The sequence below is a fragment of the Pseudomonas asturiensis genome (assembly GCF_900143095.1).
In the GTDB taxonomy this organism is placed as follows: Bacteria; Pseudomonadota; Gammaproteobacteria; order Pseudomonadales; family Pseudomonadaceae; genus Aquipseudomonas; species Aquipseudomonas asturiensis.
This window is the reverse complement of sequence record NZ_FRDA01000002.1, coordinates 228,479-252,215: the sequence shown is the minus strand read 5'-3', so window position 1 is coordinate 252,215 and position 23,737 is coordinate 228,479. Positions and strand designations below refer to the sequence as shown.

Sequence of the window (23,737 nt, the reverse complement as noted above, 5' to 3'; positions counted from 1 at the left end):
CCCGCATTTTTCAGGTGCGGGGTGGGTTTGCCGAGCGCTGTCTATCAGGCTTGTGGCTGCCAGCCGCCACCCAGTGCCTTGTAGATGGCAACGATGCCGCGATACAGCTCGATTTCTGCCTGGGCCTGGGAGTCTTCGGCCGCGAGTCGCTCACGCTCGGCGTCCAGCAGCACGAGGAAGTCGGCCGTACCCTCGCGATACTGTACCGAGGCCAGGCGCGCCGCGGCACGGCTGGATTCACTCTGCCGAATCAGCGACAGCAAACGTTGTTGGCGCTTGTCGTAATCGCTGAATGCGTTTTCCGACTCCTCCAGTGCGAGCAGCACCTGCTGTTCATAATTGGCCAGCGCACCTTCGGCATCGGCATTGGCGCTGCGAATCTGCGCCCGGACGCTGCCCAGGTCGAACGCTGCCCAGGTGATGCTCGGGCCCAGCGACCAGGCCTTGGCCGCTGATGAGCCGATCTGCGATCCACGCCCGGCGGTGAAGCCGAGGAATCCACTCAGGCTGACCCGTGGGAACAGGTCAGCAGTGGCGACACCGATGCGTGCAGTCGAGGCGGCCAACTGGCGCTCCGCGGCCAACACATCAGGCCGGTTGCGCAGCACCTGGGTCGGATCGCCAATCGGTAACGCCTTGGCAATGGCGGGCAATCTGGTCGGGCTCAAATCCACGCTGAGGCTCTCGGGCCGCTCACCCAGCAAGGTCGCGATCCGGTTGCGCTGGCGCACCTGCTCGGCCTGCAACTGCGGAACGGTGGCTTCAACCGCTGCCAGCCGCGCATCCGCTCGTACTACATCCAGCTCGTTACCCACACCGGCATCGCGAAGTTGCGTGGTCACGCCCTGGGAGTTCTGTTGATTCTTCAGGTTGTCCCGTGCAATGGCTTCGCGCAGTTGCGCGCCACGCAGTTGCCCGTAGGCGTCGACCACCTCGGCGATCAGTGTGACCTGCAACTGATACAGATTGGCCTGCGCGGCTGCTTCGTCAGCATCGCTGGCTTCCAGTTGACGCTGAATACGCCCGAACAGGTCCAGCTCCCAGGCCATGTCCAGGCCCAGGTCATAGCGCTCACTGTTGACACGACGCTCGGTCACGCCGGGCTGCTGGCCCTTGCCCAAATCACTGCTGGCCCGGCTCGTCACCACCGGCATGGCGTCGTTCGCGACGTCATCCCGGATGGCGCGCGCGGCTTTCAAACGTGCAAAGGCCACGCGCAAATCCCGGTTGCCATCGAGTGACTGAGTGACCAGCTTGTCGAGGGTCGGATCTTCGAATTGCCTCCACCACGCTGCATCAGCCTTGGTGCGGTCGTAGTTGCCCTGTGCGGCAGCGGCCAGTTTCGCCGGTGCAGTGTCGGGCGCCTTGTAGTCCGGGCCGACGGCGCAGGCTGCCAGTGCCAGTACCAACAGGCTCGGGACGAAGAGTTTAAGCGCGCTCATCAATGCGTCTCCGCAGGCAGTGTTTGCAGTTTCTGCGCCCGTGCGGCCTTGCGGGCCTCCTGGCGCTCGACGAAGTTACGGATCAGCACGTAGAACACGGGTGTCAGCAACAGGCCGAAGAAGGTGACGCCGAGCATCCCGGAGAACACCGCCACGCCCATGGCATGGCGCATCTCGGCACCGGCACCACTGGAGAGGACCAGCGGCACGACCCCCATGATGAAGGCGAACGAAGTCATCAGGATCGGCCGCAGACGCAGGCGGCAGGCTTCCAGGACGGCGTCCAGCGGGCTCATGCCTTCTTCCTGTTTATCCTTGGCGAACTCGACGATCAGAATCGCATTCTTGCAGGCCAGGCCCACCAGTACGATCAGGCCGATCTGGGTGAAGATGTTGTTGTCGCTACCGGCAATCATCACCCCGGCAATCGCCGACAGCAGCGTCATCGGCACGATCAGGATCACCGCCAGCGGCAGACTCCAGCTTTCGTATTGAGCGGCCAGTACCAGGAACGCCAGCAGCACGCAGAGCGGGAAGACGAACAGCGCGGTGTTGCCCGACAGAATCTGCTGATAGGTCAGGTCGGTCCATTCGTAGACCATGCCGTTGGGCAGCTCTTCCTTGAGCAGTTTCTCGATCGCAGCCTGGGCCTGACCCGAGCTATAACCCGGTGCTGCAGCGCCGTTGATCTCGGCCGTAATGAAGCCGTTGTAGTGCATGACGCGGTCGGGACCTGCCGTGTCGGTGACCTTGACGAAGGTCGCCAGCGGGATCATTTCGCCCAAGTTGTTACGCACCTTGAGCTGACCGATCTGGTCGGCATCCTGACGGAACTGCTGTTCAGCCTGAACGTTGACCTGATAGGTACGACCGAAACGGTTGAAATCGTTGGCGTACAGAGAACCCAGGTAGACCTGCAGGGTGTCGAAGATATCGCTGATCGCCACGCCGTGGGTCTTGGCCTTTTCACGGTCAATCGATGCATCGACCTGCGGTACGTTCACGGTGTAGCTGGTGAACAGGCCTGCCAGTTCAGGCACGCTACGGCTTTTGGCGATGACATTCTGGGTTTCCTTGTACAGCTCGTCGTAGCCCAGATTGCCTCGGTCCTCGATCTGCAGGCGGAACCCGCCGATAGTACCCAGACCCTGTACCGGAGGCGGCGGGAAGATCGCCATGTAGGCTTCCTGAATCGACGCGAACTGGCCGTTCAAGGCGCCGGCAATGGCATTGGCTGACTGGCTCGGGTCGGTGCGCTGATCGAACGGCTTGAGCGCGACGAAGACAACGCCGTTGTTCGGGCTGTTGGTGAACCCGTTGATCGAGAGACCCGGGAACGCAATCGCGTTTTCCACGCCCGGCTGTTTCAGGGCCAGCTCAGACATGCGCTTGATGACGTCTTCGGTGCGGTCCAGGCTCGCCGCATCCGGCAACTGGGCAAAGGCCACCAGGTACTGCTTGTCCTGGCTGGGTACGAAACCGGTCGGCGTGCTGGAGAACCCCATCCAGGTCAGCACCATCAGGCCTGCGTACACCAGCAAGGCAATGCCACTGCTGCGAATGACCCGGGCAACCGTGCCGACGTAGCCATGGCTGGCCCTCTCGAAGAAGCGGTTGAACGGACGGAACAGCCAGCCGCCCAGCAGCTTGTCGAGGAAACGTGAGAAACGGTCTTTAGGCGCGTCATGGCCTTTGAGCAGAACGGCAGCCAGTGCAGGCGACAGGGTCAGCGAGTTGAACGCGGAGATCACGGTCGAGATGGCAATGGTCAACGCGAACTGTTTGTAGAACTGTCCGGTGAGGCCGGAAATGAACGCTGCCGGCACGAAGACCGCACAGAGCACCAGCGCCGTGGCGATGATCGGCCCGGTCACTTCGCCCATGGCTTTGTGAGTCGCTGCGACCGGTTCAAGCCCCAACTCGATATTTCGCTCGACGTTCTCCACCACCACGATCGCATCGTCCACCACGATCCCGATGGCCAGCACCAGCCCGAACAGCGACAGCGCGTTGAGCGAGAAGCCGAACAGGTGCATCACCGCGAACGTACCGATCAGCGACACCGGCACGGCCACCAGCGGAATGATCGAGGCACGCCAGGTCTGCAGGAACAGGATTACCACCAGCACCACCAGAATCAGTGCTTCGAACAGGGTGTGGATCACCGCTTCGATGGAGCCGCGCACGAAGATGGTCGGGTCATACACGATGCTGTAGTCCATCCCCTCGGGGAAGCCCTTTTTCAGCTCGGCCATTTTGGCCCGCACATCGTTGGAAATATCGATGGCGTTGGAGCCCGGGCGCTGGAAGATCGGCATCGCCACGGCCGGCTGGTTGTTGAGCAGCGAACGCAAGGCGTACTGGCTGGAACCCAGTTCGATGCGGGCCACGTCTTTCAGGCGGGTGATTTCGCCATCGGCACCGGCGCGGATCACCACATTCTCGAACTCTTCCTCGGTGACCAGGCGACCCTGCGTGTTGATCGACATCTGGAAACTGGTGGCATTGGGCGAGGGCGGGGCGCCCAACTGGCCTGCGGCAACCTGGCGGTTCTGCTCGCGAATCGCATTGACCACGTCAGTGGCGGTCAGGTTGCGCGAGGCGGTCTTGTTCGGGTCGAGCCAGACACGCAGCGAGTAGTCGCCCATACCGAACAGTTGCACATCGCCCACACCGCCCAGGCGGGCCAGCTCATCCTTGATGTTGAGCACGGCATAGTTGGACAGGTACAGCATGTCGTAACGCTGATCCGGCGAGGTCAAGTGCACGACCATGGTCAGGTCGGGCGAGGCCTTGTCCACCGTGATACCGATCCGAGTCACCTCTTCAGGCAGCTTGGGTTCGGTGCGCGTCACGCGGTTCTGCACCTGCACCTGCGCGTTGTCCAGGTCGGTGCCCAGGGCGAAGGTGATGGTCAGGGTCAGTTTGCCGTCGGCAGTGGCCTGCGATGACATGTAGAGCATGTTCTCGACGCCGGTAATGGCCTGTTCCAGTGGCGAGGCCACGGTTTCACCGATCACCTTGGGGTTGGCGCCGGGGAAGTTGGCGCGCACGACGACGGTGGGCGGCACCACTTCCGGGTATTCACTGATGGGCAACTGGAACAGCGAGATGGCACCGGCGATCAGGATCAACAGTGACAGCACGGCGGCAAAGATCGGCCGCGAGATAAAGAATTTTGAGAAGTTCATCGAACGAGTCCCTTAGCCGCGAGGCGCGGTGGCGCTGGCGAGTTTGGCGGTCGCGTTGGGCGCCGACTGTTGCGGATTGCTGGCTTCGAGGGCCTGACGTTGTTTGAGCAGCAGGGCGAGGGTGTCGGCGCTGGCCATCGGCGTGACTTCAGGGTCCACAGGCTGGCCGGGGCGTACGCGCTGCAAACCTTTGACGACAATGGTGTCGTCCTTGCCAAGACCGTTGCGTACGATGCGCAGCCCTTCGATTTTCGGACCCAGCTCGACCGGGCGATAAGCCGGCTTGTTGTCCTTGTCCATGACGAGCACGAACTTCTTGCCCAGGTCGGTGCCGACAGCTTCATCGTTGATCAGCACGGCAGAATAGGTGCCGCTGCCGACCAGCTTGAGGCGTGCGTAAAGACCAGGTGTGAAGCTGCCATCGCTGTTGTCGAACACGGCGCGGCCACGGATGGTGCCGGTGCGCGGGTTGACCTGGTTATCGACGAAGTTCATCTGGCCCAGGTGCGGGTTGCCATTTTCGTTGGACAGGCCCAGATAAACCGGGGTGGTCTGGCCGCGCTGACCCTTGCGGGCCAGTTCGGTGTATTTGAGGAACACACGCTCGTCGGCGTCGAAGTAGGCGTAGACCTTGTCGGTGGAGACCACACTGGTCAGCGGTGTGACATCGGCGGTCACAATGTTGCCAGCGGTGATCTCGGCACGGCTGACGCGGCCTGTGATCGGGGCGGTTACGCGGGTGAAGCTGAGGTTAAGGCGGGCCAGATCCAGCTGTGCCTGAATCGCTGCGACCCCAGCCTTGGCTTCCTGCGCCGACGTGGTGCGCGAATCGGCCAGCTCTGCGGAAATGGCATTGTTGGTGCGCAGACGCTCACCGCGCTGGGCTTCGTTATCGCTGCGCAGGGCGACCGCACGCGCTTGTTGCAACTGGGCTTCCAGGCGACGAACTTCAGACTGGAACGGACGCGGGTCGATCTGGAACAGCAGGTCGCCTTTCTTGACCAGCGAACCGTCGGTGAACGCCACCTGATCGATCTGGCCGGACACCCGTGGGCGCACTTCAACGGTTTCCGGTGCTTCCAGGCGGCCGGTGAACTCGTCCCATTCGTTGACGGGTTGTTCCAGCACCCTGGCGACGCTGACCTTGGCGGCGGCCGGTGCCTGAGTGGCCTCAGGCGCGCGACCACAGGCGCTGATCACAACCAGGGCAAGGGCGGTGAGGGGATAGCGCAGATGAGCGATTGTCTGGGACATGAGAAGTTCCGCCGATAGTAAAGGATGGGGCGGATTCTGTTGCGCTGTGGGTGTTATTAACGAATCGAATAAATCGAAGGTTACTATCATCGGGAATGATGAGTGACCGGACGATAGGCGCTAAGCAGAGCGGTTCTGGCGCGCGAGATAGGATGATGCCGATTCGGCATCAACGTGGCTGACGTATTAAGATTGTGGTCGTCATCATAGCGCCATCTTCAGTCCGTCCATTTTGCGAAGCAAACCCCATGGCGACCCACAAACCCGTAGCGCTGGTGACCGGCGCTTCATCCGGCATCGGCCTCGCGCCTGCCGCCGCCGGGGAGCGCTCTATCGAGCAGGCCAAGGCCCTTTTCGATACCAACTTCCTGGGTGTTGTGTCGCTGCCTTATGTGGCGCTCTATGCCGCAAGCAAGCATGCGGTCGAGGGCTATTCGGAGTCTGTGGACCACGAACCCGGTTACACCCGGACTCAGTTCGAGAACAACACCCTTGAGGCCGACGCCAAGCTCGATCTTTACCAGGACATTCGCGCGAGCGTTTCGAGAGTGGTCAACCACGCGATGGCCCATGCCGACATCCCCGACGTCGTCGCCCAGGTGGTGCTCAAGGCCGCTTGCGCCGAGCGCCCGAAGCTGCGTTACACCGCCGGTAAGTCAGCAGGTCAGTTGCAGTTCATGCGTCGCTTCGCGCCAGCAGGTTTTCTGGATGCGGCCATCCGTAAAACCTTGAAACTGGAAGCAAAACCGCTATTGCACGGTCAGCCGTCTCGTCAGACCAATTGATCTGGCGAGAGGGTGGTCGGGCAATACATGTTCGCCAGGCCCGCGTTTACTCACTACAGTGGTTCCGATGGCAACTTCAGGAGGAACCCTATGACGCTCCCAAAAGCGCTGGCGTTTGATGTCTTTGGAACCGTTGTGGACTGGAATTCAGGCATCGCGCGTGAGACGGCAACGTTCCTGTCCAGCCACCTGCCTTCGATCAGCCCTGAAGCGTTTGCACTGCAGTGGCGCGCACTGTACGCCCCGGCCATGCGTGAGTGCATCAACGAGGCGAGAGGCTTTGTGGTGCTGGACACCTTGCACCACGAGACACTGCAACAACTGTTGACGACTCATGGCCTGGACGTCAGTCAGATTAATCCCGATGAATTGTGGCGGCTTGCCCATGCCTGGCGTCGGCTGGATCCCTGGCCCGATGTGCCTGAAGGGCTGGCTCGACTGCGCACTCTTTTCCCCGTGGTGACGTTGTCCAACGCCAACGTAGAACTGATGATCGCGATGAACCGGTACAACGGTTTGCAGTGGGACGCACTGCTGGGGGCGGAGTTTGCCCAGACCTATAAACCGGAACCTGCTGCGTACCTGACGACAGTCGATGCACTGGGCCTGAAACCACAGCAATTATGTCTGGTGGCATGCCATCACAGCGATCTGGCGGCAGCCAGGGATTGCGGCCTGATGACGGCTTTTGTCCATCGGCCCATGGAGTACGGGGGAGCCCCTGCGCCCGACGCGGATTATGCCCAGGACTGGGACTATGAAGCCGACAGTTTCATCGACCTTGCCCGGCAGCTATGCACCGCACCCTGAACCTTCCGACGATACAGCGCTCACTTGTTAAGCCGCCGCGTTGAGTGACCGCTCTGTTTCATTGCCGATAAGGAATTCGCATGCACCAAGCCTCGCCATCGCTTTCGTCGACGACTTCGCTGGCCGGACCTGTAGAACGTGAGCTAAGCCTGCGCGCTGTCGTTACCGGGATCGTGCTCGGTATCCTCCTGACACCCTCCAATGTATACGCGGGACTCAAGATCGGCTGGTCGTTCAACATGTCGATCATTGCCTTACTGATTGGCTACGGTATCTGGCAAGGGCTGGCCCGTCGCTCGACCACGCAACTGCCCTGGACCCTGCACGAAAGCAATATCAATCAGACCGTGGCGTCTGCCGCGGCATCGATCATTTCCGGCGGGCTGGTCGCGCCGATTCCTGCCTATACGCTGCTCACCGGCCAGCAACTGGACGCCATCCCGATGATCGCCTGGGTGTTCTCGGTGAGCTTTCTGGGTATCTGGATCGCCTGGTATCTGCGGCCTTCACTGCTCAATGACAAGGCGCTGAAGTTCCCCGAAGGCATGGCAACCCTGGAAACCCTGTTGCACATCTACAACCACGGCCATGAAGCCGCGACGCGTTTGAAGGTCCTGCTCAGCGCCGCGTTGTTGTCGGCGTCGGTCAAATGGGTCGACACGTTCATGTGGACGTTGCCGCGCTGGTCGCCCAGCGCCCAACTGGAGCGCCTGACCTTTACTGCTGACCCGTCGCTGCTGCTGGTGGGTTTTGGCGCGATTATCGGTATTCGTGTGGGCATGACCCTGCTGCTCGGCGCTTTGCTGGCGTGGGGCGGGCTGGCACCCTGGCTGCTGGAGCAAGGCCTGGTGCAGTTACCGCCCGACAGCAGCGGTCCACAGTTCGCCGCACTGGTGGAGTGGTTGCTGTGGCCGGGCGTGAGCCTGATGGTCTGCTCGACACTGGCCTCGCTGGCGATTCGACTGTGGTCGTTGTACCGCTCCAACAAGCACGGCGGCGGCACGCTGTGGACGGTCCCCAAAGTCGGGCCTGCCGCCGGTTTTCTGCTGGCAATCGTATTGGTGGTGGGTCTTCAGGCCATGCTGTTCGGCATCAATCTGTGGATGGCGCTGCTGACCATCCCGCTGGCGATCTGTCTGGCCGCCGTCGCCGCCCGCGTGGTCGGCGCGACCGGGATTCCGCCCATCGGTGCCATTGGCCAACTGTCCCAGTTGAGCTTTGGCATCGTTGCGCCAGGGCAGGTGCCGATCAACCTGATGAGCGCCAATACCGCTGGCGGGTCAGCAGGACAGTGCACCGATCTCATGAACGACTTCAAAGTCGGCAAGGCCATTGGCGCAACGCCGCGCAAACAGCTGATCGCGCAGACGCTGGGAATTTTCGTCGGCAGCATCGTTGACGTGTGCGCGTACCTGGCCCTTATTCCCGACCCGCAGAGCATGCTGCTCACTGAAGAATGGCCTGCACCTGCAGTCGCCACCTGGAAAGCGGTGGCACAAACCCTGACCCACGGGCTGGACTCGCTGTCCGCCAGCATCCGCTGGGCGATCTTCATCGGCGGCCTCGCTGGCGTGCTGCTGGGCATTCTCGATAGCGTGCTGCCTGCAAGCCGTGCCAGATTTTTGCCTAGCACGGCTGCGCTGGGTCTCGCGTTCGTGTTGCCCGCGTCGGTATCGCTGATGATGGCGCTCGGCGCGATCCTGACCTGGCTGGTGAGCCGCCGCTGGCCGAGCCTGACCGAGCGTTTCGCGATTACCGCAGCGGCGGGGTTGATTGCGGGGGAGAGTATGACCGGGGTGGGGGCGTCGTTTTGGCAGATGATGGGGAATGGTTGATAGCGGCTGCGCTGAATGGCGTGCTCAAAGTGAGTCAGCGCAGGACATATCAGACCGTGGGAGGCGGCTTGCCGGCGATGGCGTCCTTTCAGTCATTGATGTGGCGCGTGATCACCCGTCTCGCGAGCAAGCTCCCTCCCACAGTCCGGTGGCTGCAGCAGGAATTGCGTGTAACCCTGAGGCTCGGAAGACGCGCGAAACGGGGCCAAAGCCAAAGCGCCGGAATGAATGCATCACCCGTGGGAGGCGGCTTGCCGGCGATGGCGTCCTTTCAGCGATTGATGTGGTGCATGAACACCCGTATCGCGAGCAAGCTCCCTCCCACAGTCCGGTGGCTGCAGCAGGACTTGCGTGTAACCCTGAGGCTCGGAAGACGCGCGAAACGGGGCCAAAGCCAAAGCGCCGGAATGAATGCATCACCCGTGGGAGGCGGCTTGCCGGCGATGGCGTCCTTTCAGTCATTGATGTGGCGCGTGAACACCCGTATCGCGAGCAAGCTCCCTCCCGCAGCAGGCCCGGTTTATTCAGCACATCACGTCCGGGCCACAGCGTTTTCAAGGCCTTGCGGCACCTCAAAGCAGCGAAGCCGCCTTGAGCAGCTCCGGCAGGCCCTCGGGTACGAGTGGAGACTGGGTCGTGAAGCTGGACGCTGAATGCCACGACGCCTTGAATGAGGACCCATCGGTCTCTTCGCCGTCCAGCCAGGTTTTTTCGTAGGCACCAGGATCATCAAACGTCGCGTCGTAGACCTGAACTATCTCGTGCCCCGGCTTGCCGGCGTAGGTGAAAATACTCTCAAGCGTGCCGATCAGTCGTAAGTTGCTGATCGACAGTCCCAGTTCTTCCTGCACTTCCCGGATAACCGCATCGCGGCTTCTTTCGCCAAACTCGATGCCCCCGCCGATGGGGCGAAAGAAGGTCTGCTGTTTGGCATCGTCATAGAACTCGTTTACCAGAATCTTCCCTTGGTGATGGAAGATGCAGATGGCGAGGGGGCGAATACGTTGTAACGACATGGTGAGAACATCCTTGTGACCAAGCAGCGCTGTGAGGTCAGCTTTTTTTGCAAATAAATCGTTGTCTGTGGCGATTTGGCCATGCGTTCGATCACGTTGAAGAGCGGGTCAACGCAAGACAGTCTGCGCATCGATGAATCATCCAGTGAGTGGCTTCAAAAGAATGTGCCGATTCCACGGTCCGCAATACTTGGGGATCTGCGCGATCAGCTCATAGCCGATGCGTTGATACCAGTCAGCAACCCCATCATCCAGCGTTTCAATGATTGAATCCACGCAGCCTCTTTCGATTGCCAGCGCTTCGAGCGTGTGCAGCGCCTCGGCACCGAGCCCGGTTCCGCGCCATTGTGGATCGACCCACAGGAAGTTGACAAACAGACGGCCAAACTCAGTACGACCTGTAGCACCTCCCATCAGCCTGGAGTCTTCAGTAATCGCACAGGCAATGTCTTTGGCATTTCCGCCTAGTGGCTCGGACAAATTGCGTCCGGTGTCGATAACACCCTTTCTGATGATCTGCAGAAAATCACCACCGACCTTTTCATCGGTTATCCACTCTCTCATTTCAGTGCTCCATGCATATGTGTGTGCCAAATTCACACGCAAATGAGGTGCCAGAGCAGTCGGTGGTCCGCATGAGCTGCAGCAAATGCGGCAGGTAGGTGTGCTGATGGGTTGGCGCGCGCTCTTTTAAGAGCGCGCGCCTGATAGATCCTGTGGGTCAATCGCGATAAACAGGGTAATCCGTGTACCCCTCAGCGCTCCCGCCATACACCGTTGCCGGGTTCAGCTCGTTCAACGGCCAGTCATTTTCAATCCGCGCAGGCAGGTCAGGGTTGGCCATGAACGGGCGACCGAAGGCCACAAAGTCTGCGAGCCCGGACTCCAGCAATTTTGCGCCTGACTCAGCGTTGTAACGACCCGCGTAGATGATCGCGCCCTTGAAGGTATCGCGCACTGCGCGGCGGAAGGTTTCCGGCATGGCCGGGGCGTTGTCCCAGTCGGCTTCGGCGATGGACAGGTAGGCGATGCCCACGTCCTGAAGCACCTTGATCGCCTCGATGTAAGTGGTGTGTGGGTCTTCCTCAACCATGCCCAGGTAGGTTCGGGCTTCATCGGTTGTGGTGAACAGCGGCGCAAAGCGTACGCCGACTTTTTCCTTGCCGATGCATTCGGCAACGCCCGCGACCACTTCACGCAGAAAACGCAGGCGGTTTTGCAGGGAACCGCCATATTGATCGGTACGCAGGTTGCTGTGTGCTGAGATGAACTGGTTGACCAGGTAACCGTTGGCGCAGTGCAGTTCGATGCCGTCGAAGCCAGCGTCCATGGCATTGCGGGCAGCCTGGATATAGAGCTGGATCAGTTCCTGAACTTCATCGGTGCTCAGCGCGCGCGGCGCTGAAGGTGGAACCAGTTCACCTGCGCCGGGGGCCGTTTCAATGAACACGCTGACGCGATCAGTGGCAACCGCAGAGGCTGACACCGGGGCGTCGCCATTCGGCTGCAAGGCGGTGTGGGACACCCGGCCAACGTGCCAGAGTTGAGCGAAAATCACTCCATCTTTCGCATGCACGGCTTCGGTGACTTTGCGCCAGCCGGCAATTTGCTCGGCGGTATGAATGCCGGGTGTCCAGGCATACCCCTGACCGCGGGGCTCGATCTGCGTGCCTTCGGTGACCAGCAGGCCGGCGCCGGCGCGCTGCTGGTAATACTCGGCCATCAGCTCGTTGGCGACGTTGCCCGGTTGTGTGCTGCGCTGACGGGTCAGTGGCGGCAGGACGATACGGTTTTTAAGGGTATGGGTGCCCAGCGTGGCGGGCTTGAAGAAACTGCTGTTGTTCATGGGTGTACCTTGCTTTCAGGTCTAATTAGACCAGTCGACTAGAAGTCGGATAAAAAATAAACCGTGTGACAGGCACACGGTTTTTCAGGACGTGCTGCAAGAGGTGTCGGCGAGGTCGATCAACCAAGCATCTTCAGCAGTTTTTCGGCGACCGCCGCGGAGCTGGCAGGGTTCTGGCCGGTGACCAGTTGTCCGTCAGCCACCACATGCACTTGCCAGTCAGCGACTTTGGAATAGCGTGCGCCGAGGCGTTGAAACTCGTCTTCGATCAGGAATGGCACGACATCGGTCAGGCCGACTGCAGCCTCTTCGGCGTTGGTGAAGCCGGTGACTTCTCGATGCTGAATCAATGGTTTGCCGTCTGCCCCGACAACGTGACGCAGCACACCCGGCGCGTGGCAGACAAAGCCATGGGGCTTGTTGCTACGGGCGAACGCTTCAATCAAGGCAATCGAATGTTTGTCTTCAGCCAGATCCCACAGCGGGCCATGGCCGCCTGGGTAGAACACGGCATCGAAGTCATCGGCGTTGACGTCTGCCAGCAGGCCGGTATTGGCCAGCGCCTGTTGAGCGGCGGAGTCGTTGCGGAAGCGGTCGGTTTCTGCGGTCTGTGCGTCCGGCTCATCGCTTTTCGGATCCAGCGGCGGCTGACCACCGGCCGGCGACACCAGCGTGATCTCGGCGCCGGCGTCCTTGAAGGCGAAGTAGGGGGCGGCGAATTCTTCCAGCCAGAAGCCGGTTTTCTTGCCGGTGTTGCCGAGTTGATCGTGTGAAGTCAAAACCATCAAGATTTTCATAGCGCACCCTGTAATTGATCAGGCATCAGCGACTGCAACGAATTTGCGCGTACTGAACACCTGTGGAATAGGTTGACGGGGCGCAGCATAGTTTCAAATTAGACCAGTCGTCTAGAGTTTTTTTACTCGGGGATTTTTCGCTATCGAATGTGGCAAACTCTCGGTCCTTCGAATACGACTGGTCTATTGCCTGGTAATCCTCCCCATGAAACCGACCTATGACGACACCCGCCAGCACCTGATCGACACCGGCCACCGGATGATGGCCGAGCGTGGTTTCACCAGCGTTGGCCTGAACGAAATCCTGCTGGCGGCAGGCGTGCCCAAAGGCTCGTTCTACCATTACTTCAAATCCAAGGAGCTGTACGGCCAGGCGCTGCTGGAGGATTACTTCGTTGGGTATCTGGCCGACATGGAGCGACGTCTGACACTGCCGGAACTGAACGCCTGCGAGCGGTTGATGGATTACTGGCAGGGCTGGCAGGCCCGTTGTGTGCCGGACGGACATGGCGACGAATGTCTGGTGGTGAAGCTCAGTGCCGAAGTCTCCGACCTGTCCGAGACCATGCGCCTTACCTTGCGTGATGGTGCCGAGCGAGTGGTGTCGCGCATCGCCGTTTGTATCGAACAGGGGCAGGCTGAAAAAAGCCTTCCCCGAGGGGATGCCCTTGAACTGGCGGAAACCCTCTACCAGCTCTGGCTGGGCGCCAGTCTGCTGAACAAGCTGCAGCGCACAGGGCAGTCGTTGGACAGGGCGATGGCGACGACGATGCGGCTGCTGGGTGTCTGAGCGCGTTGACTCATTCTTCGCGACGACTGCCTCTAAGCCGCCACAGCAGGGCTTGCCTGGCATGCGCAACCCGGGGCTGACGCAATGCGCTTGGCATCCAGATCAAGTGATAGTCGCGGCTTGAGTGCCCCACCGGCGCAGGAATTTCCTGCAACTCGCCCCGTGCGATGTGCGGTCTGCACAGGTAGGCGGGAAGGGTGCTCCAGCCACAGCCATCGATCAGTAATGTACGCAATGTTCTCAAGTCCTGGCCGACCATGGCCGGCGTCGAGGTTTTGATTTCGATTCGGTTGATGGCCAGCCAGGCGTCGATCAACGGCAACGCGAGGCTGTAGGCAAGGATAGGTTCGGCCGCCAGTGCAGTGACAAAATGCTCCGCCGCAACCAGTCGCTCGACCACCGCAGGCGCAGCGACCGCTATCACGTCATCGGTGTACAGCAACTCGCCGCGTAGACGAGGATTGTCCGGAGCCGCTGCCGAGACCCCCAGGTCACAGTCACCATCGATCAGCATGCGGCAGATCAGTTCATGGTTACCGCTCTGCATCCTGATACGGATGCCTTCTTCCAGTAAGGGCTTGAGCTGCCTGGATACAACCTCAGCCAGAAAGTCGGCGTGGCCGATGATCTGCAGTGCGCCGGCCAGTTCTACCGAACGTGCTCTTGCAGAGGCGAGTGCGCTTTCTGCCTCATCCAGTCTGTCGCCGATATCCGCCGCCAATTCCTTCGCTGCCGAGGTGGGCTCGACCCCGCGCGCCTGCCGATCAAACAGGCTTCTGCCAATGGCGGCCTCAAGACCGGCAATGTGCTGAGAAACCGCCGGTTGCGTGAGGTTCAGGGTGCGTGCGGCTCCGCTTATGGAGCGCTGCCGAAACACCTCTATAAACGTCCGTAATCGCAGGAGTGACATGCGCTATCCATAAAATTATTTATATGAAACCTAAAATAACCTGTCTTTTTACTCCGGCGCCAGCCCCATAGGATGACGGCACGTTTGAACGCAGCTGATTGTCGACGACCACTGGGGATGTCAGGCGGCTGCACTTATTCATCCATACACAGATGTTCAGGGGAAGAGAGATGGGATACCAGCCAGACGCCAACGACCTGCAAACGATTTTGCGCAGCATGAAACGAGCGCACCTTGCTGCAGGGCCTGTCGATGCATCGGCCCGAACGGATAGATTGTTGCGCGCGGCACGCCTGCTTCGTGAAAATCATTCCACCATCAGTGCCGCTATCAGTGCCGACTTCGGCAATCGCAGTGTTTATCAGTCGATGATTGCGGACCTGGCTACCACCGTCAAAATGCTTGAACACTCCGCTGAACACGTGGAGCAGTGGATGCAGCCTGAGTCGGTGCAAAGCCCAGGGCCGGGCATGCAAGCGTGGATCGAGTCGCAGCCACTGGGTGTCGTCGGCATCATCAGTCCATGGAATTTTCCGATCAATCTGGCGTTCGGCCCATTGGCAGGCGTGTTCGCTGGCGGTAACACGGCGATGCTCAAGCCTTCGGAACTGACCCCCAGAACGTCCGAGCTTCTGGTCGAGCTGATTGCAGGCTATTTCGATCCCGTCGAACTGACCGTGGTATTGGGTGATGCGGACGTGGGCGCTGCGTTCAGCGGGTTGCCCTTTGACCATCTGGTGTTCACCGGCAGCACCGGCGTCGGCCGTCACGTGATGCGTGCTGCGGCGCAAAACCTGGTTCCGGTGACGCTTGAACTGGGCGGCAAGTCTCCGGTGGTTGTGGCGCAAGGCTACGATCTGCGCACCGCCGTGGAGCGCACGCTGACCATCAAGACGTTCAATGCCGGCCAGATCTGCCTGTCGCCGGATTACATGATGGTGCCGCAGGACGCCGTGGAGCCGCTGATCAAGTTCAGCCGCGACTTTATCGCGACCAGCTTTGCCTGCGTTATCGGCAATCCCGAATACACCTCGATTATCAGCGACCGTCATTTCGACCGGCTGGTTGGCCTGCTGGCCGACGCAGAGAAAAAAGGTGCGAGGCTGATCAAGCTGTCCCCGGACAGTGAGCTGGCCTTCGATGCCACATCCCGCACGATTGCTCCGCACCTTGTGCTTGATGTGACTGATGAGATGGCAATCATGCAAGAAGAAATCTTCGGGCCGCTTCTGCCGGTTAAAACCTATCGCACCGCCGCTGAGCCCATCGCTTACATCAATGCCAATCCACGCCCTCTGGCGGCTTACTACTTTAGCGACGACCTGAATGACCAGCAGCAATTCACCCGACAAACCACATCGGGCGGCCTGGTGATCAACGATGTCATGACACATGCCTCAATCGACAGCCTGCCGTTCGGTGGAGTAGGCGCGTCGGGCATGGGGGCCTATCACGGCATTCACGGTTTTCGTCGCTTCACGCATGCAAAACCAGTGGTCGTGCAAAGCCCGGACGGGGCCGCCAATCTTCGTCTGCGTGCGCCCTATGGCGATAAAGCACAAGCGCTCCAGGCGTTCTTCAACGGCTAGAACGACGACAGTGTGATCCATTTTTGACTCTGCCCAAGACGTTGATTGTCGTCACGGGCCTAACTGCAAAAGCGAGGGATATACATGAAAGTTCTGATGGTTTTGACGTCTCACGACCAACTCGGTAACACGGGTCTGAAAACCGGGTTCTGGCTCGAAGAGTTCGCCGCCCCTTACTATGTCTTCAAAGACGCCGGTGCCGAAGTCGTACTGGCATCGCCTGCGGGCGGTCAGCCTCCGCTGGACCCGAAGAGTGAACTGCCCGACTTCCAGACTGAAATGACTCATCGTTTCAATGCTGACCCTGCAACGCAGCACGCGCTTGCAACAACCGTCAGGCTGGATACCGTCAGCCAGGAGGACTTCGACACGGTGTTCTACCCAGGCGGACATGGTCCGTTGTGGGACCTGGCCGAGTCGCCGCTTTCCATCGCGCTGATCGAGTCATTTGAACGGGCGGGCAAGCCCATCGGTTTTGTCTGCCATGCACCGGGCGCACTGCGCCACGTGAAGGCGGCCGACGGATCACCATTGATCAGGGGACGCCGCGTGACGGGCTTTACCAACGGTGAGGAAGCCGCTGTGGAGCTGACCGATGTGGTGCCGTTCTTGATCGAAGACGAGTTCCAGCGTCTGGGCGGGCTTTATGAAAAAGGGCCTGACTGGGCACCGTTCGTGATCGAAGACGGCACATTGATCACTGGCCAGAACCCGGCCAGCTCCGAAGCGGTTGCCAAGGCGCTGGTCGCCCAACTCAACTAGCCTCTGAACAGGCCTGAGTGCCGGCCGGCGCTCAGGCGCTTCGCCCTCATCGACGAGCGTTATCATGATCACACTTCATCATCTCAATGCGTCCCGATCGCTGCGTATCCTCTGGCTGTTGGAAGAGATCGGCGAGCCTTACACACTGGTTCGTTATCAGCGCGATCCGGCCACCCAGCTCGCCCCGGATTCACTCAAGCGCATTCATCCGCTGGGCAAGTCGCCGGTCGTTGAACTCGACGGTCACGTGCTGGTTGAATCAGGGGCCATTGTCGAGTACCTGATCCGCCGCTTTGCTCCGCAACTGGAGCCAGCGTTCAGTTCGCCGGACTACCTGGAGTACCTGCAATGGGTTCATTTTGCGGAAAGTTCGGCGATGGTGCCTGTACTGCTCAAGGTGTTCACACAGTTCGAGATCGATGCCGGGACCCATCTGGCATTTCTGGACGGCTACACCCGGACCGAATTCAATAAGGTCCTGGGTTTTCTGGACGGTGTGCTTGCAGACAGGACCTTTATTGTCGGCAACAGGTTGTCCGGCGCGGACTTCATGCTGGCCTTTGTCGCGATTACCGTGGTTGAACAATTGCAGGCTGGTGCGCAATACCCTCATTTGCAGGCGTACCTGCAGCGTCTGACAGCGCTGGACAGCTGGAAGCGGGCCTGGAAGCTGGAACAGCAGGGCGCCTGAACCCGAGCAAATACCGTCAGGCGTTCGCGCAAAGGGCCGTCAGGTACACCTGACGGCCCTTGCGTTTGGCATTCCAGTCGGCAGGTGTCAGGTGTACAGCCTTGCCGAATCGGCTGCGGATCGGGATTTTTTGCGGTGTGTCAGTGAGTAGGCAATGGCCAGCCAGATGAACCAGGCCGGCATGACCATCAGCGCAATGCGGGTGTCGGGCCTCAAGGCGAGCAGCCCCAGCACAAATCCCAGAAATGCCATAGAGAACCAGGCCATCGGCACGCCTCCGGGCATCTTGTAGGTCGACTGTGCATGCAGGTCGGGCCGCTTTTTACGATAGGCAATGTAAGACGCGAGGATGGTCGACCAGGTGAAGATCACCAGGATGGCTGACACCGTCGACACAATCGTGAACGCCGTCATCACTTCCGGAACGATGAACAGCAACAGCACGCCCACCAGCATCAACAGTGTGGTGAACGGATTGCGATACCGAGAACGACCATCGAGTGAGCGGGGCGTCGTTACGAACGATCAGACAATACCGTCAATCACGATATGCCGTTGACCGCGGCTGCATTGCTCGATCCGGGCCTGGACCTTGTACACGCTGCGCAGCATCGATTCGGTGATCACGTCGTGGCTTGGCCCACTGCCTTGTGCAGTGCCGTCGGCGATCACCAGCACCTGATCGGCAAAACGCAGCGCCTGGTTCAGGTCATGGATGGCGATAAACACAATGACCTCGCGTTTTCGAGCCAGACTGCGCATGAAATTCAGCACCTGAATCTGCCGATGCATGTCCAGAGCACTGGTGGGTTCGTCCATCAGCAGAATTTCCGGCTCGCGCACCAGGGTTTGGGCAATGGACACCAGTTGCTGCTGACCGCCGCTGAGCTCACCGAGGTTGCGAAAGGACAGTTCATCGATGCCCAGCGCCGTAAGAATTTCATCGACCCGCTGCAACTCCTCATCGTGAACGACCCAGCCCGGCGTCAGTTGCTTGCGCGCCAGCAGCACCGACTCGTACACCGTCAGCCGTGCGCTGGCGTTGAGCCCCTGGGGCATGTAGCTGATGCCCGTGTGTCCTTTTTTGGACGCTTGCAGGATCACCTGCCCGGCACCGTCGATCAGCCCGGCCATGCGCTTGAACAACGTCGATTTGCCTGCCGCGTTGGGGCCGACGACGGCCACCACATGGCCACCGGAAAACGTCGTGGTCGATACGTCGCGAAGGATCTCGCGCTGGCCGTAGCGGGCACCCAGATTCTCAAGCTGTAACGTCACCATGAGTTTTTCTTTCCGCCCAGAATCAGAGATATGAAGAAGGGTACGCCGATCAGCGACGTGACCACGCCAATCGGGAAGATCGCGCCGGGGATCAGGGTTTTGCTGACCACGGAGCTGGCAGACAGGATCAGCGAGCCGGTCAGCAGCGAGGCCGGCAGGAAAAAGCGCTGATCTTCACCGATCAACATGCGGGCGATGTGCGGCCCGACCAGGCCGATGAACCCGATCGTACCGACGAACGCCACCGGAAACGAGGCGAGCAGACTGACCATGATCAGCGTCTGAAAACGCAGGCTGCGCACGTTGATACCGAAACTGGCGGCCTTTTCGTCGCCCAGGCGCAGGGCGGTCATGGCCCAGGCGCGCTTGGCGAAGATCGGCAAGGTAATAACGATCACCAGACAGATAATCCCGAGTTTTGGCCAGGTCGCTTTGGTCAGGCTGCCCATGGTCCAGAACACGACGGCGGCCACCGCCTGTTCAGTGGCGAAGAACTGCACCAGCGCCAACAACGCGTTGAAGGTGAATACCAGGGCGATGCCGAGCAAGACGATGGTTTCAGCCGTGACACCTCGCCGCATGCTTAGAAAATGGATCAGCAGCGCCGACAGCATGGCCATGATAAAGGCGTTCAGCGGCACCATGAATTGCGCCGCCAGGGGAAACAGCGCGACGCCGAAGGCCAGGCCCAGGGCTGCGCCGAAGCTGGCGGCGGCGGAAATACCCAAGGTGAACGGGCTGGCTAGTGGGTTGTTGAGGATGGTCTGCATCTGCGCGCCGGCCAGCGACAACGCTGCGCCCACGGCCACGGCCATCAACGCCACGGGCAGGCGGATGTCCCACATCACAACGCGCACCTGAGGGGATGCGCTGGCCGGCGAGAACAGCGCGTCGAGCACTTCGCCAAGGCTGTAACTCGCCGGGCCAAGGGCCAGGTCGAGCAGCACGCTGCACGTCAGCAAAAACAGCAGCCCGGAAAGGATCAGGCGTCTGCGCAGCACCAGACGGCGATAGGTGTCGCCCTGTACCACCACGGCGTCAACCCCGCCATTCATGGTTTGACCCCGGTTTGCGGCAAGCTGACAAAGTAGCCGGGCTCGTATGGCACCGGCAGGAAACGCTCGTGCAGCTCGCGAAATGACGCGTCCGGATCCAGGTCGGCAAACAGCTCTGGATGGAACCACTTGGCCAGTTGCTGGATGGCGACGAACTGGTAAGGGCTGTTGTAGAACTGGTGCCAGATGGCATGAAAGGCCTGGTTTTCCTGCGCCTTGATGCCGGCATAGGCCGGACGCCGGGTGTACCACGCCAGTTTTTCCCTGGCCTGCGCCATGTTCGCGCCCGGACCGACACCCACCCAGTGGCCGCCGGGGGCAAATGCTTCCCAGTTGGCGGTGGTGACGACGACGTGCGCAGGATTGGCGACGATGACCTGTTCAGGGTTCAACTGGCCGAACGTGGTGGGGATGATGCTGCGGGCAATGTTGTCGCCCCCGGCCATGTCGACGAACAGGCCGAAATTCTCGTTGCCGAAACTCAGGCAGCAGTCGTCGGTGTAGCCGCCGATGCGCTCGATGAATACTCGAGGCCGGGGCGGGTGTTGTTTCTCGATGACATCGGTCACGCGATGAATCTGCTGGTTGCGAAAGTCGATGAAGGCCTGGGCTTGTTGTTCCTTGCCAAACAGCTGGCCGAACAGGCGCATGGTCGGTTCGGTGTTCTTCATCGGATTGTTGCGAAAGTCGACGTACACCACCGGGATGCCCAAGGCGTCGAGCTTTTCGATGTAGCGCGCATCTTCGGTGGCATGCTGCGCTTCGATGTTGAGGATGATCACGTCCGGGCGCTGGGAAATGGCCTGTTCAATGTCGAAGGTGCCATTTTCGAACCCGCCGAAGGTGGGGATTTTGGCAATGTCGGGAAATGTGCGCAGGTACGCGTTATACGTGTCGGGATCGGACTGGATCAGGTCTTTGCGCCAGCCGACGATGCGCTCGATGGGGTTTTGCGTGTCGAGGGCGGCGACCAGGTATAGCTGGCGGCCCTCACCGAGAATCACGCGTCTGACCGGCAAACGAACCTGGACCTTGCGCCCCAGCAGGTCGGTCACCTCGGTGCGGGCCGAGTCTGCTTCGGCGGCCTGGACGTCGCGGGCAGTCATCAGGCAAATTGCCAGGCCCAGCAGCCCGGCCAGTAGCAGCGCTGCGAAAGCGTGGCTGCGTCGATCAAAAGTCACCATGGTCAAAGCCTTTTGCAAAAGTCAGGTCGGTTGGCGGCTCCCACCGCAGTCCGGCTGAACGCTTCAGAAATCGACAGTCGCCGACAGTAATAAAGTGCGCGGTGAACCCTGGGAGAACGCGCCATAAGAGGCGACGCCCGACCAGTATTCGGTGTCCAGAACGTTCTGCACGGTGGCGCGAAACGTGGTGGGTCGTTCACGGATGCGAGTGGTGTAGCGTGCGCCGATGTCCAGACGCGTCCAGTCATCCAGTTTCTGGGTATTTGCCTGGTTCACGTATTGGCTGCCGGTGTGGATGGCGCCACCGGTCAGCGTCAGACCTTCGGTCCATGGGGTGTCCCATTCAGCCCACAGGTTGGCCTGGACCTGCGGCACGCCAACCGGCGTATTGCCGCGATTGCCGGCGACAGCGGTCTGAGTCAGTTCGGCATCGAGCAGGGTCACGCCACCCAGCAGCCGGGTGCCTGGCGTAACCTGGCCAAACACATTCAGCTCGAGGCCGCGGTTGCGTTGCTCGCCCTGTACCGAAAACGCGCCCGACGCCAGTTCGCCGCTGGGCTTGGTGATTTGAAACAGGGCGAGGGTGGTGGCAAATGTGCCGTAGTCGGCCTTGATCCCGACCTCGTGCTGGCGTGACACATAAGGGGCAAAGATTTCGCCTGCGTTGGAGGCGGTGGAAGGCGCGATGTCACCCTTGCTCAGGCCTTCAAGGTAGTTGTAATAGAGCGAAATATGATCCCAGGGCTTGAGCACCACGCCGAACAGCGGCGTAGTACGGCCGTCGTCGTAGGACGTTGTCACGACGCCAGTCGCGTTGTAATTGTCGGACTTGATGTTCTGTCTGCGTACGCCGAGGGTCATCTGCACGCGCTCATCCAGCACCGACAGCGTGTCGGCCAGCGCCACGCCGGTCAGTTCGCTCTCGGACACCTTCGGGGCATCGGGTCTGGGGATCAAAGGCTGGGGCCGATCAACCGGGTGGTAGATATTCGACAGCACCGCCGCGCTTGAGGTAATCCCGCGTGACAATACGTCGTTGTAACGGCTGACCTGCAATGCCGTTCGGTGACTGATCGGGCCTGTATCAAAACGCAGGCGGGCACCGGTATCGACGGTGTGGCGTTGCACTTCGAATCGGTAATAGCCGGGCGTCGATGACGTATCGCCCGCCGCGCTGGTGATGGTCGGGGTCTGATCGGACATCCGTGCGACCTCAGACTGGCCTCCGCCGGCATGGGCGAAAACCGTCAGTGCGTCGCTCAGGTCGTATTCCCCGCTCAGCAGGGCCGATTGGTCCCGGGTACGCGACCAGCCCCAGTCCTGACTCACGTTGGTGCGGCCGTTGGCAGCAGAGGGTATGTCCACGCCCGAAGCGATCAGGAAGGGGCGGGAAGCGGCGTCGAAGCGTTCTTTCTGGTTGAGCCAGTCAAGGCTGGTGCGCAGACGCTCACCTTGATAGTCGAGTGAAACTGCGCCGATGTCGACCTGGCGGGATTGATCCTCAATGACGGTGTCGCCCAGCTGCGTGCTGCCGTTGAGGCGCACACCGAACCGGCGTTCGTCGCCAAAGCGTCGGCTGACGTCGAGGTGACCGCCGAGCTGTGCATCCTGGGCATAACTGGCGGTGAAGCGGGTCAGGTCCTCGTCCAGTGAACGCTTGGGCACCACGTTGATCACGCCGCCCACCGCGTTATTGGGCGACATGCCATAGAGTAGGGCGCCAGGGCCTTTGACCAGTTCGATGCGCTCGGCGTACTCAGTGAACACCCGATAGTTCGGCGCTACGCCGTACACCCCGTCGAACGCCAGTTCTCCGAGGTTGCCTTCACCGACAGGAAAGCCCCGGATGAAGAATGAATCGACAATCCCGCCGGTCTGGCCTGTGGAACGCACCGATGAGTCACGTTCCAGCACATCTGCAACGGTAACGGCCTGTTGGTCCTTGATCAGTGCCGAGGTGTAGGTGCTGACGCTGAAGGGGGCGTCCATCACATCGGTATTGCCCAGAACGCCCAGGCGACCACCGTTGGCGACCTGGCCGCCGGCGTATACCGGCGGTAGCGAATCGCTGCGCGGCTCGGTGCCGGTGATTGCCGTTTCATCCAGTGTGACGCTGCGTGGTACCAGGGTGTAACTGCCGTCGCTGCGCAAGACCATCGACAGGTCACTGCCTTCCAGCAGCCGTGTGACTGCTTCTTGCGTGGAGTAACGGCCGGAAAGCACAGGGCTGGTCAGGCCTTCGGTCAACGACGGCTGGAACGACAAGGCTATGCCTGCGTCAACGGCAAAGCTCGACAGGGTAGCGCCAAGCGGCCCGGAAGGAATGTTGTAGGCACGGACCGTCACGGCATCCAGTTGTCCGGGGGGCACAGCCAGTGCGACGGGGCAAACGGCACCGATCAGAAAAAGGCTCAGCAACGCACTGCAAACAACGGGTTTGAGTCGATGATCCGGACGCAGATGGCGTGCAGCGAGCATGAATGGATGGACCTATGAGCA

19 protein-coding genes and 1 pseudogene are annotated in these 23,737 nt (G+C 60.5%); 7 read left to right on the top strand and 13 right to left on the bottom strand.

Translation table 11 applies throughout. The features are described 5' to 3' along the window. Window positions 1-44 precede the first annotated feature (44 nt). The 3 genes from BUB69_RS04250 to mexE are packed head-to-tail and all read right to left on the bottom strand — an operon-like array spanning window position 45 to window position 5,887. On the bottom strand, window positions 45-1,442 hold the full coding sequence (locus BUB69_RS04250; RefSeq protein ID WP_073162687.1) for an efflux transporter outer membrane subunit: 1,398 nt from the start codon (window positions 1,440-1,442) through the stop codon (window positions 45-47). Continuing rightward, window positions 1,442-4,633, bottom strand: a complete 3,192-nt coding sequence (locus BUB69_RS04245; RefSeq protein ID WP_073162686.1) for an efflux RND transporter permease subunit — start codon at window positions 4,631-4,633, stop codon at window positions 1,442-1,444. Before BUB69_RS04245 ends, BUB69_RS04250 begins: the two co-directional genes overlap by 1 nt. A 12-nt stretch (window positions 4,634-4,645) precedes the next feature. Beyond that, the gene (gene mexE, locus BUB69_RS04240) at window positions 4,646-5,887 is read right to left on the bottom strand and encodes a multidrug efflux RND transporter periplasmic adaptor subunit MexE (RefSeq protein ID WP_073162685.1); all 1,242 of its coding nucleotides are present in this window, start codon (window positions 5,885-5,887) and stop codon (window positions 4,646-4,648) included. Window positions 5,888-6,135: 248 nt separating this feature from the next. Between mexE and BUB69_RS04235 the strand changes: the two genes are divergently transcribed. The 3 genes from BUB69_RS04235 (at window position 6,136) to BUB69_RS04225 (ending at window position 9,317) form a co-directional block, all read left to right on the top strand. Continuing rightward, window positions 6,136-6,672, top strand: a complete 537-nt coding sequence (locus BUB69_RS04235) for a Rossmann-fold NAD(P)-binding domain-containing protein (RefSeq protein WP_073162684.1) — start codon at window positions 6,136-6,138, stop codon at window positions 6,670-6,672. Between the two features lie 90 nt (window positions 6,673-6,762). Next, window positions 6,763-7,482 carry a haloacid dehalogenase type II gene (locus tag BUB69_RS04230; RefSeq protein ID WP_073162683.1) on the top strand — a complete coding sequence of 240 codons (720 nt, stop codon included), beginning with the start codon at window positions 6,763-6,765 and terminating at the stop codon, window positions 7,480-7,482. A gap of 80 nt (window positions 7,483-7,562) precedes the next feature. Then, on the top strand, window positions 7,563-9,317 hold the full coding sequence (locus tag BUB69_RS04225) for an OPT family oligopeptide transporter (protein ID WP_073162682.1): 1,755 nt from the start codon (window positions 7,563-7,565) through the stop codon (window positions 9,315-9,317). Window positions 9,318-9,889: 572 nt separating this feature from the next. Here BUB69_RS04225 and BUB69_RS04220 read toward each other — a convergent pair. The 4 genes from BUB69_RS04220 to BUB69_RS04205 form a co-directional block, all read right to left on the bottom strand. Further along, window positions 9,890-10,333: an NUDIX hydrolase gene (locus BUB69_RS04220; protein ID WP_073162681.1), complete on the bottom strand. Its 444-nt coding sequence runs from the start codon at window positions 10,331-10,333 to the stop codon at window positions 9,890-9,892. 138 nt (window positions 10,334-10,471) lie between these two features. Next, complete coding sequence (locus BUB69_RS04215) at window positions 10,472-10,897, bottom strand: GNAT family N-acetyltransferase (RefSeq protein ID WP_073162678.1); 426 nt, start codon at window positions 10,895-10,897, stop codon at window positions 10,472-10,474. A gap of 157 nt (window positions 10,898-11,054) precedes the next feature. Continuing rightward, window positions 11,055-12,179, bottom strand: a complete 1,125-nt coding sequence (locus BUB69_RS04210; RefSeq protein WP_073162676.1) for an alkene reductase — start codon at window positions 12,177-12,179, stop codon at window positions 11,055-11,057. A gap of 119 nt (window positions 12,180-12,298) precedes the next feature. After that, the gene (locus tag BUB69_RS04205) at window positions 12,299-12,976 is read right to left on the bottom strand and encodes a type 1 glutamine amidotransferase domain-containing protein (RefSeq protein ID WP_073162674.1); all 678 of its coding nucleotides are present in this window, start codon (window positions 12,974-12,976) and stop codon (window positions 12,299-12,301) included. A gap of 205 nt (window positions 12,977-13,181) precedes the next feature. Between BUB69_RS04205 and BUB69_RS04200 the strand changes: the two genes are divergently transcribed. Next, entirely contained in the window at window positions 13,182-13,766 is a 585-nt protein-coding gene (locus BUB69_RS04200; protein ID WP_073162672.1) for a TetR/AcrR family transcriptional regulator, read from the top strand. 10 nt (window positions 13,767-13,776) lie between these two features. Here BUB69_RS04200 and BUB69_RS04195 read toward each other — a convergent pair whose 3' ends face one another. Further along, complete coding sequence (locus tag BUB69_RS04195) at window positions 13,777-14,676, bottom strand: LysR family transcriptional regulator (RefSeq protein ID WP_073162669.1); 900 nt, start codon at window positions 14,674-14,676, stop codon at window positions 13,777-13,779. A 152-nt stretch (window positions 14,677-14,828) separates the two neighbouring features. Between BUB69_RS04195 and BUB69_RS04190 the strand changes: the two genes are divergently transcribed. From BUB69_RS04190 to BUB69_RS04180, 3 genes are all read left to right on the top strand, one after another. After that, on the top strand, window positions 14,829-16,265 hold the full coding sequence (locus BUB69_RS04190; protein WP_342744003.1) for a coniferyl aldehyde dehydrogenase: 1,437 nt from the start codon (window positions 14,829-14,831) through the stop codon (window positions 16,263-16,265). A gap of 84 nt (window positions 16,266-16,349) precedes the next feature. Next, on the top strand, window positions 16,350-17,027 hold the full coding sequence (locus BUB69_RS04185; RefSeq protein ID WP_073162665.1) for a type 1 glutamine amidotransferase domain-containing protein: 678 nt from the start codon (window positions 16,350-16,352) through the stop codon (window positions 17,025-17,027). 64 nt (window positions 17,028-17,091) lie between these two features. Further along, window positions 17,092-17,718 (top strand): glutathione S-transferase family protein, encoded by a 627-nt coding sequence (locus BUB69_RS04180; RefSeq protein WP_073162662.1) that lies wholly within the window; start codon window positions 17,092-17,094, stop codon window positions 17,716-17,718. Window positions 17,719-17,805: 87 nt separating this feature from the next. Here BUB69_RS04180 and BUB69_RS04175 read toward each other — a convergent pair. From BUB69_RS04175 to BUB69_RS04155, 5 genes and pseudogenes are all read right to left on the bottom strand, one after another. Beyond that, window positions 17,806-18,216, bottom strand: a pseudogene (locus tag BUB69_RS04175) (amino acid permease); the annotation flags it as partial. Window positions 18,217-18,243: 27 nt separating this feature from the next. Then, window positions 18,244-18,999, bottom strand: a complete 756-nt coding sequence (locus tag BUB69_RS04170) for an ABC transporter ATP-binding protein (RefSeq protein WP_073162660.1) — start codon at window positions 18,997-18,999, stop codon at window positions 18,244-18,246. Further along, a complete protein-coding gene (locus BUB69_RS04165; protein ID WP_073162658.1) occupies window positions 18,993-20,054 on the bottom strand; it encodes a FecCD family ABC transporter permease in 1,062 nt (353 codons plus the stop codon). Before BUB69_RS04165 ends, BUB69_RS04170 begins: the two co-directional genes overlap by 7 nt. Then, window positions 20,051-21,238: an ABC transporter substrate-binding protein gene (locus BUB69_RS04160; protein ID WP_073162655.1), complete on the bottom strand. Its 1,188-nt coding sequence runs from the start codon at window positions 21,236-21,238 to the stop codon at window positions 20,051-20,053. The genes BUB69_RS04165 and BUB69_RS04160 overlap by 4 nt, the downstream gene beginning before the upstream one ends. A gap of 63 nt (window positions 21,239-21,301) precedes the next feature. Next, the gene (locus tag BUB69_RS04155) at window positions 21,302-23,716 is read right to left on the bottom strand and encodes a TonB-dependent receptor (protein ID WP_073162653.1); all 2,415 of its coding nucleotides are present in this window, start codon (window positions 23,714-23,716) and stop codon (window positions 21,302-21,304) included. Window positions 23,717-23,737 lie beyond the last annotated feature (21 nt).

What these genes read in the sequence shown, in the direction of transcription:
- BUB69_RS04250 (WP_073162687.1), bottom strand. Translation starts at nt 1,442, where the DNA reads ATGAGCGCGCTTAAACTCTTCGTCCCGAGCCTGTTGGTACTGGCACTG.
- BUB69_RS04245 (WP_073162686.1), bottom strand. Translation starts at nt 4,633, where the DNA reads ATGAACTTCTCAAAATTCTTTATCTCGCGGCCGATCTTTGCCGCCGTG.
- mexE (WP_073162685.1), bottom strand. Translation starts at nt 5,887, where the DNA reads ATGTCCCAGACAATCGCTCATCTGCGCTATCCCCTCACCGCCCTTGCC.
- BUB69_RS04235 (WP_073162684.1), top strand. Translation starts at nt 6,136, where the DNA reads ATGGCGACCCACAAACCCGTAGCGCTGGTGACCGGCGCTTCATCCGGC.
- BUB69_RS04230 (WP_073162683.1), top strand. Translation starts at nt 6,763, where the DNA reads ATGACGCTCCCAAAAGCGCTGGCGTTTGATGTCTTTGGAACCGTTGTG.
- BUB69_RS04225 (WP_073162682.1), top strand. Translation starts at nt 7,563, where the DNA reads ATGCACCAAGCCTCGCCATCGCTTTCGTCGACGACTTCGCTGGCCGGA.
- BUB69_RS04220 (WP_073162681.1), bottom strand. Translation starts at nt 10,333, where the DNA reads ATGTCGTTACAACGTATTCGCCCCCTCGCCATCTGCATCTTCCATCAC.
- BUB69_RS04215 (WP_073162678.1), bottom strand. Translation starts at nt 10,897, where the DNA reads ATGAGAGAGTGGATAACCGATGAAAAGGTCGGTGGTGATTTTCTGCAG.
- BUB69_RS04210 (WP_073162676.1), bottom strand. Translation starts at nt 12,179, where the DNA reads ATGAACAACAGCAGTTTCTTCAAGCCCGCCACGCTGGGCACCCATACC.
- BUB69_RS04205 (WP_073162674.1), bottom strand. Translation starts at nt 12,976, where the DNA reads ATGAAAATCTTGATGGTTTTGACTTCACACGATCAACTCGGCAACACC.
- BUB69_RS04200 (WP_073162672.1), top strand. Translation starts at nt 13,182, where the DNA reads ATGAAACCGACCTATGACGACACCCGCCAGCACCTGATCGACACCGGC.
- BUB69_RS04195 (WP_073162669.1), bottom strand. Translation starts at nt 14,676, where the DNA reads ATGTCACTCCTGCGATTACGGACGTTTATAGAGGTGTTTCGGCAGCGC.
- BUB69_RS04190 (WP_342744003.1), top strand. Translation starts at nt 14,829, where the DNA reads ATGTTCAGGGGAAGAGAGATGGGATACCAGCCAGACGCCAACGACCTG.
- BUB69_RS04185 (WP_073162665.1), top strand. Translation starts at nt 16,350, where the DNA reads ATGAAAGTTCTGATGGTTTTGACGTCTCACGACCAACTCGGTAACACG.
- BUB69_RS04180 (WP_073162662.1), top strand. Translation starts at nt 17,092, where the DNA reads ATGATCACACTTCATCATCTCAATGCGTCCCGATCGCTGCGTATCCTC.
- BUB69_RS04170 (WP_073162660.1), bottom strand. Translation starts at nt 18,999, where the DNA reads ATGGTGACGTTACAGCTTGAGAATCTGGGTGCCCGCTACGGCCAGCGC.
- BUB69_RS04165 (WP_073162658.1), bottom strand. Translation starts at nt 20,054, where the DNA reads ATGAATGGCGGGGTTGACGCCGTGGTGGTACAGGGCGACACCTATCGC.
- BUB69_RS04160 (WP_073162655.1), bottom strand. Translation starts at nt 21,238, where the DNA reads ATGGTGACTTTTGATCGACGCAGCCACGCTTTCGCAGCGCTGCTACTG.
- BUB69_RS04155 (WP_073162653.1), bottom strand. Translation starts at nt 23,716, where the DNA reads ATGCTCGCTGCACGCCATCTGCGTCCGGATCATCGACTCAAACCCGTT.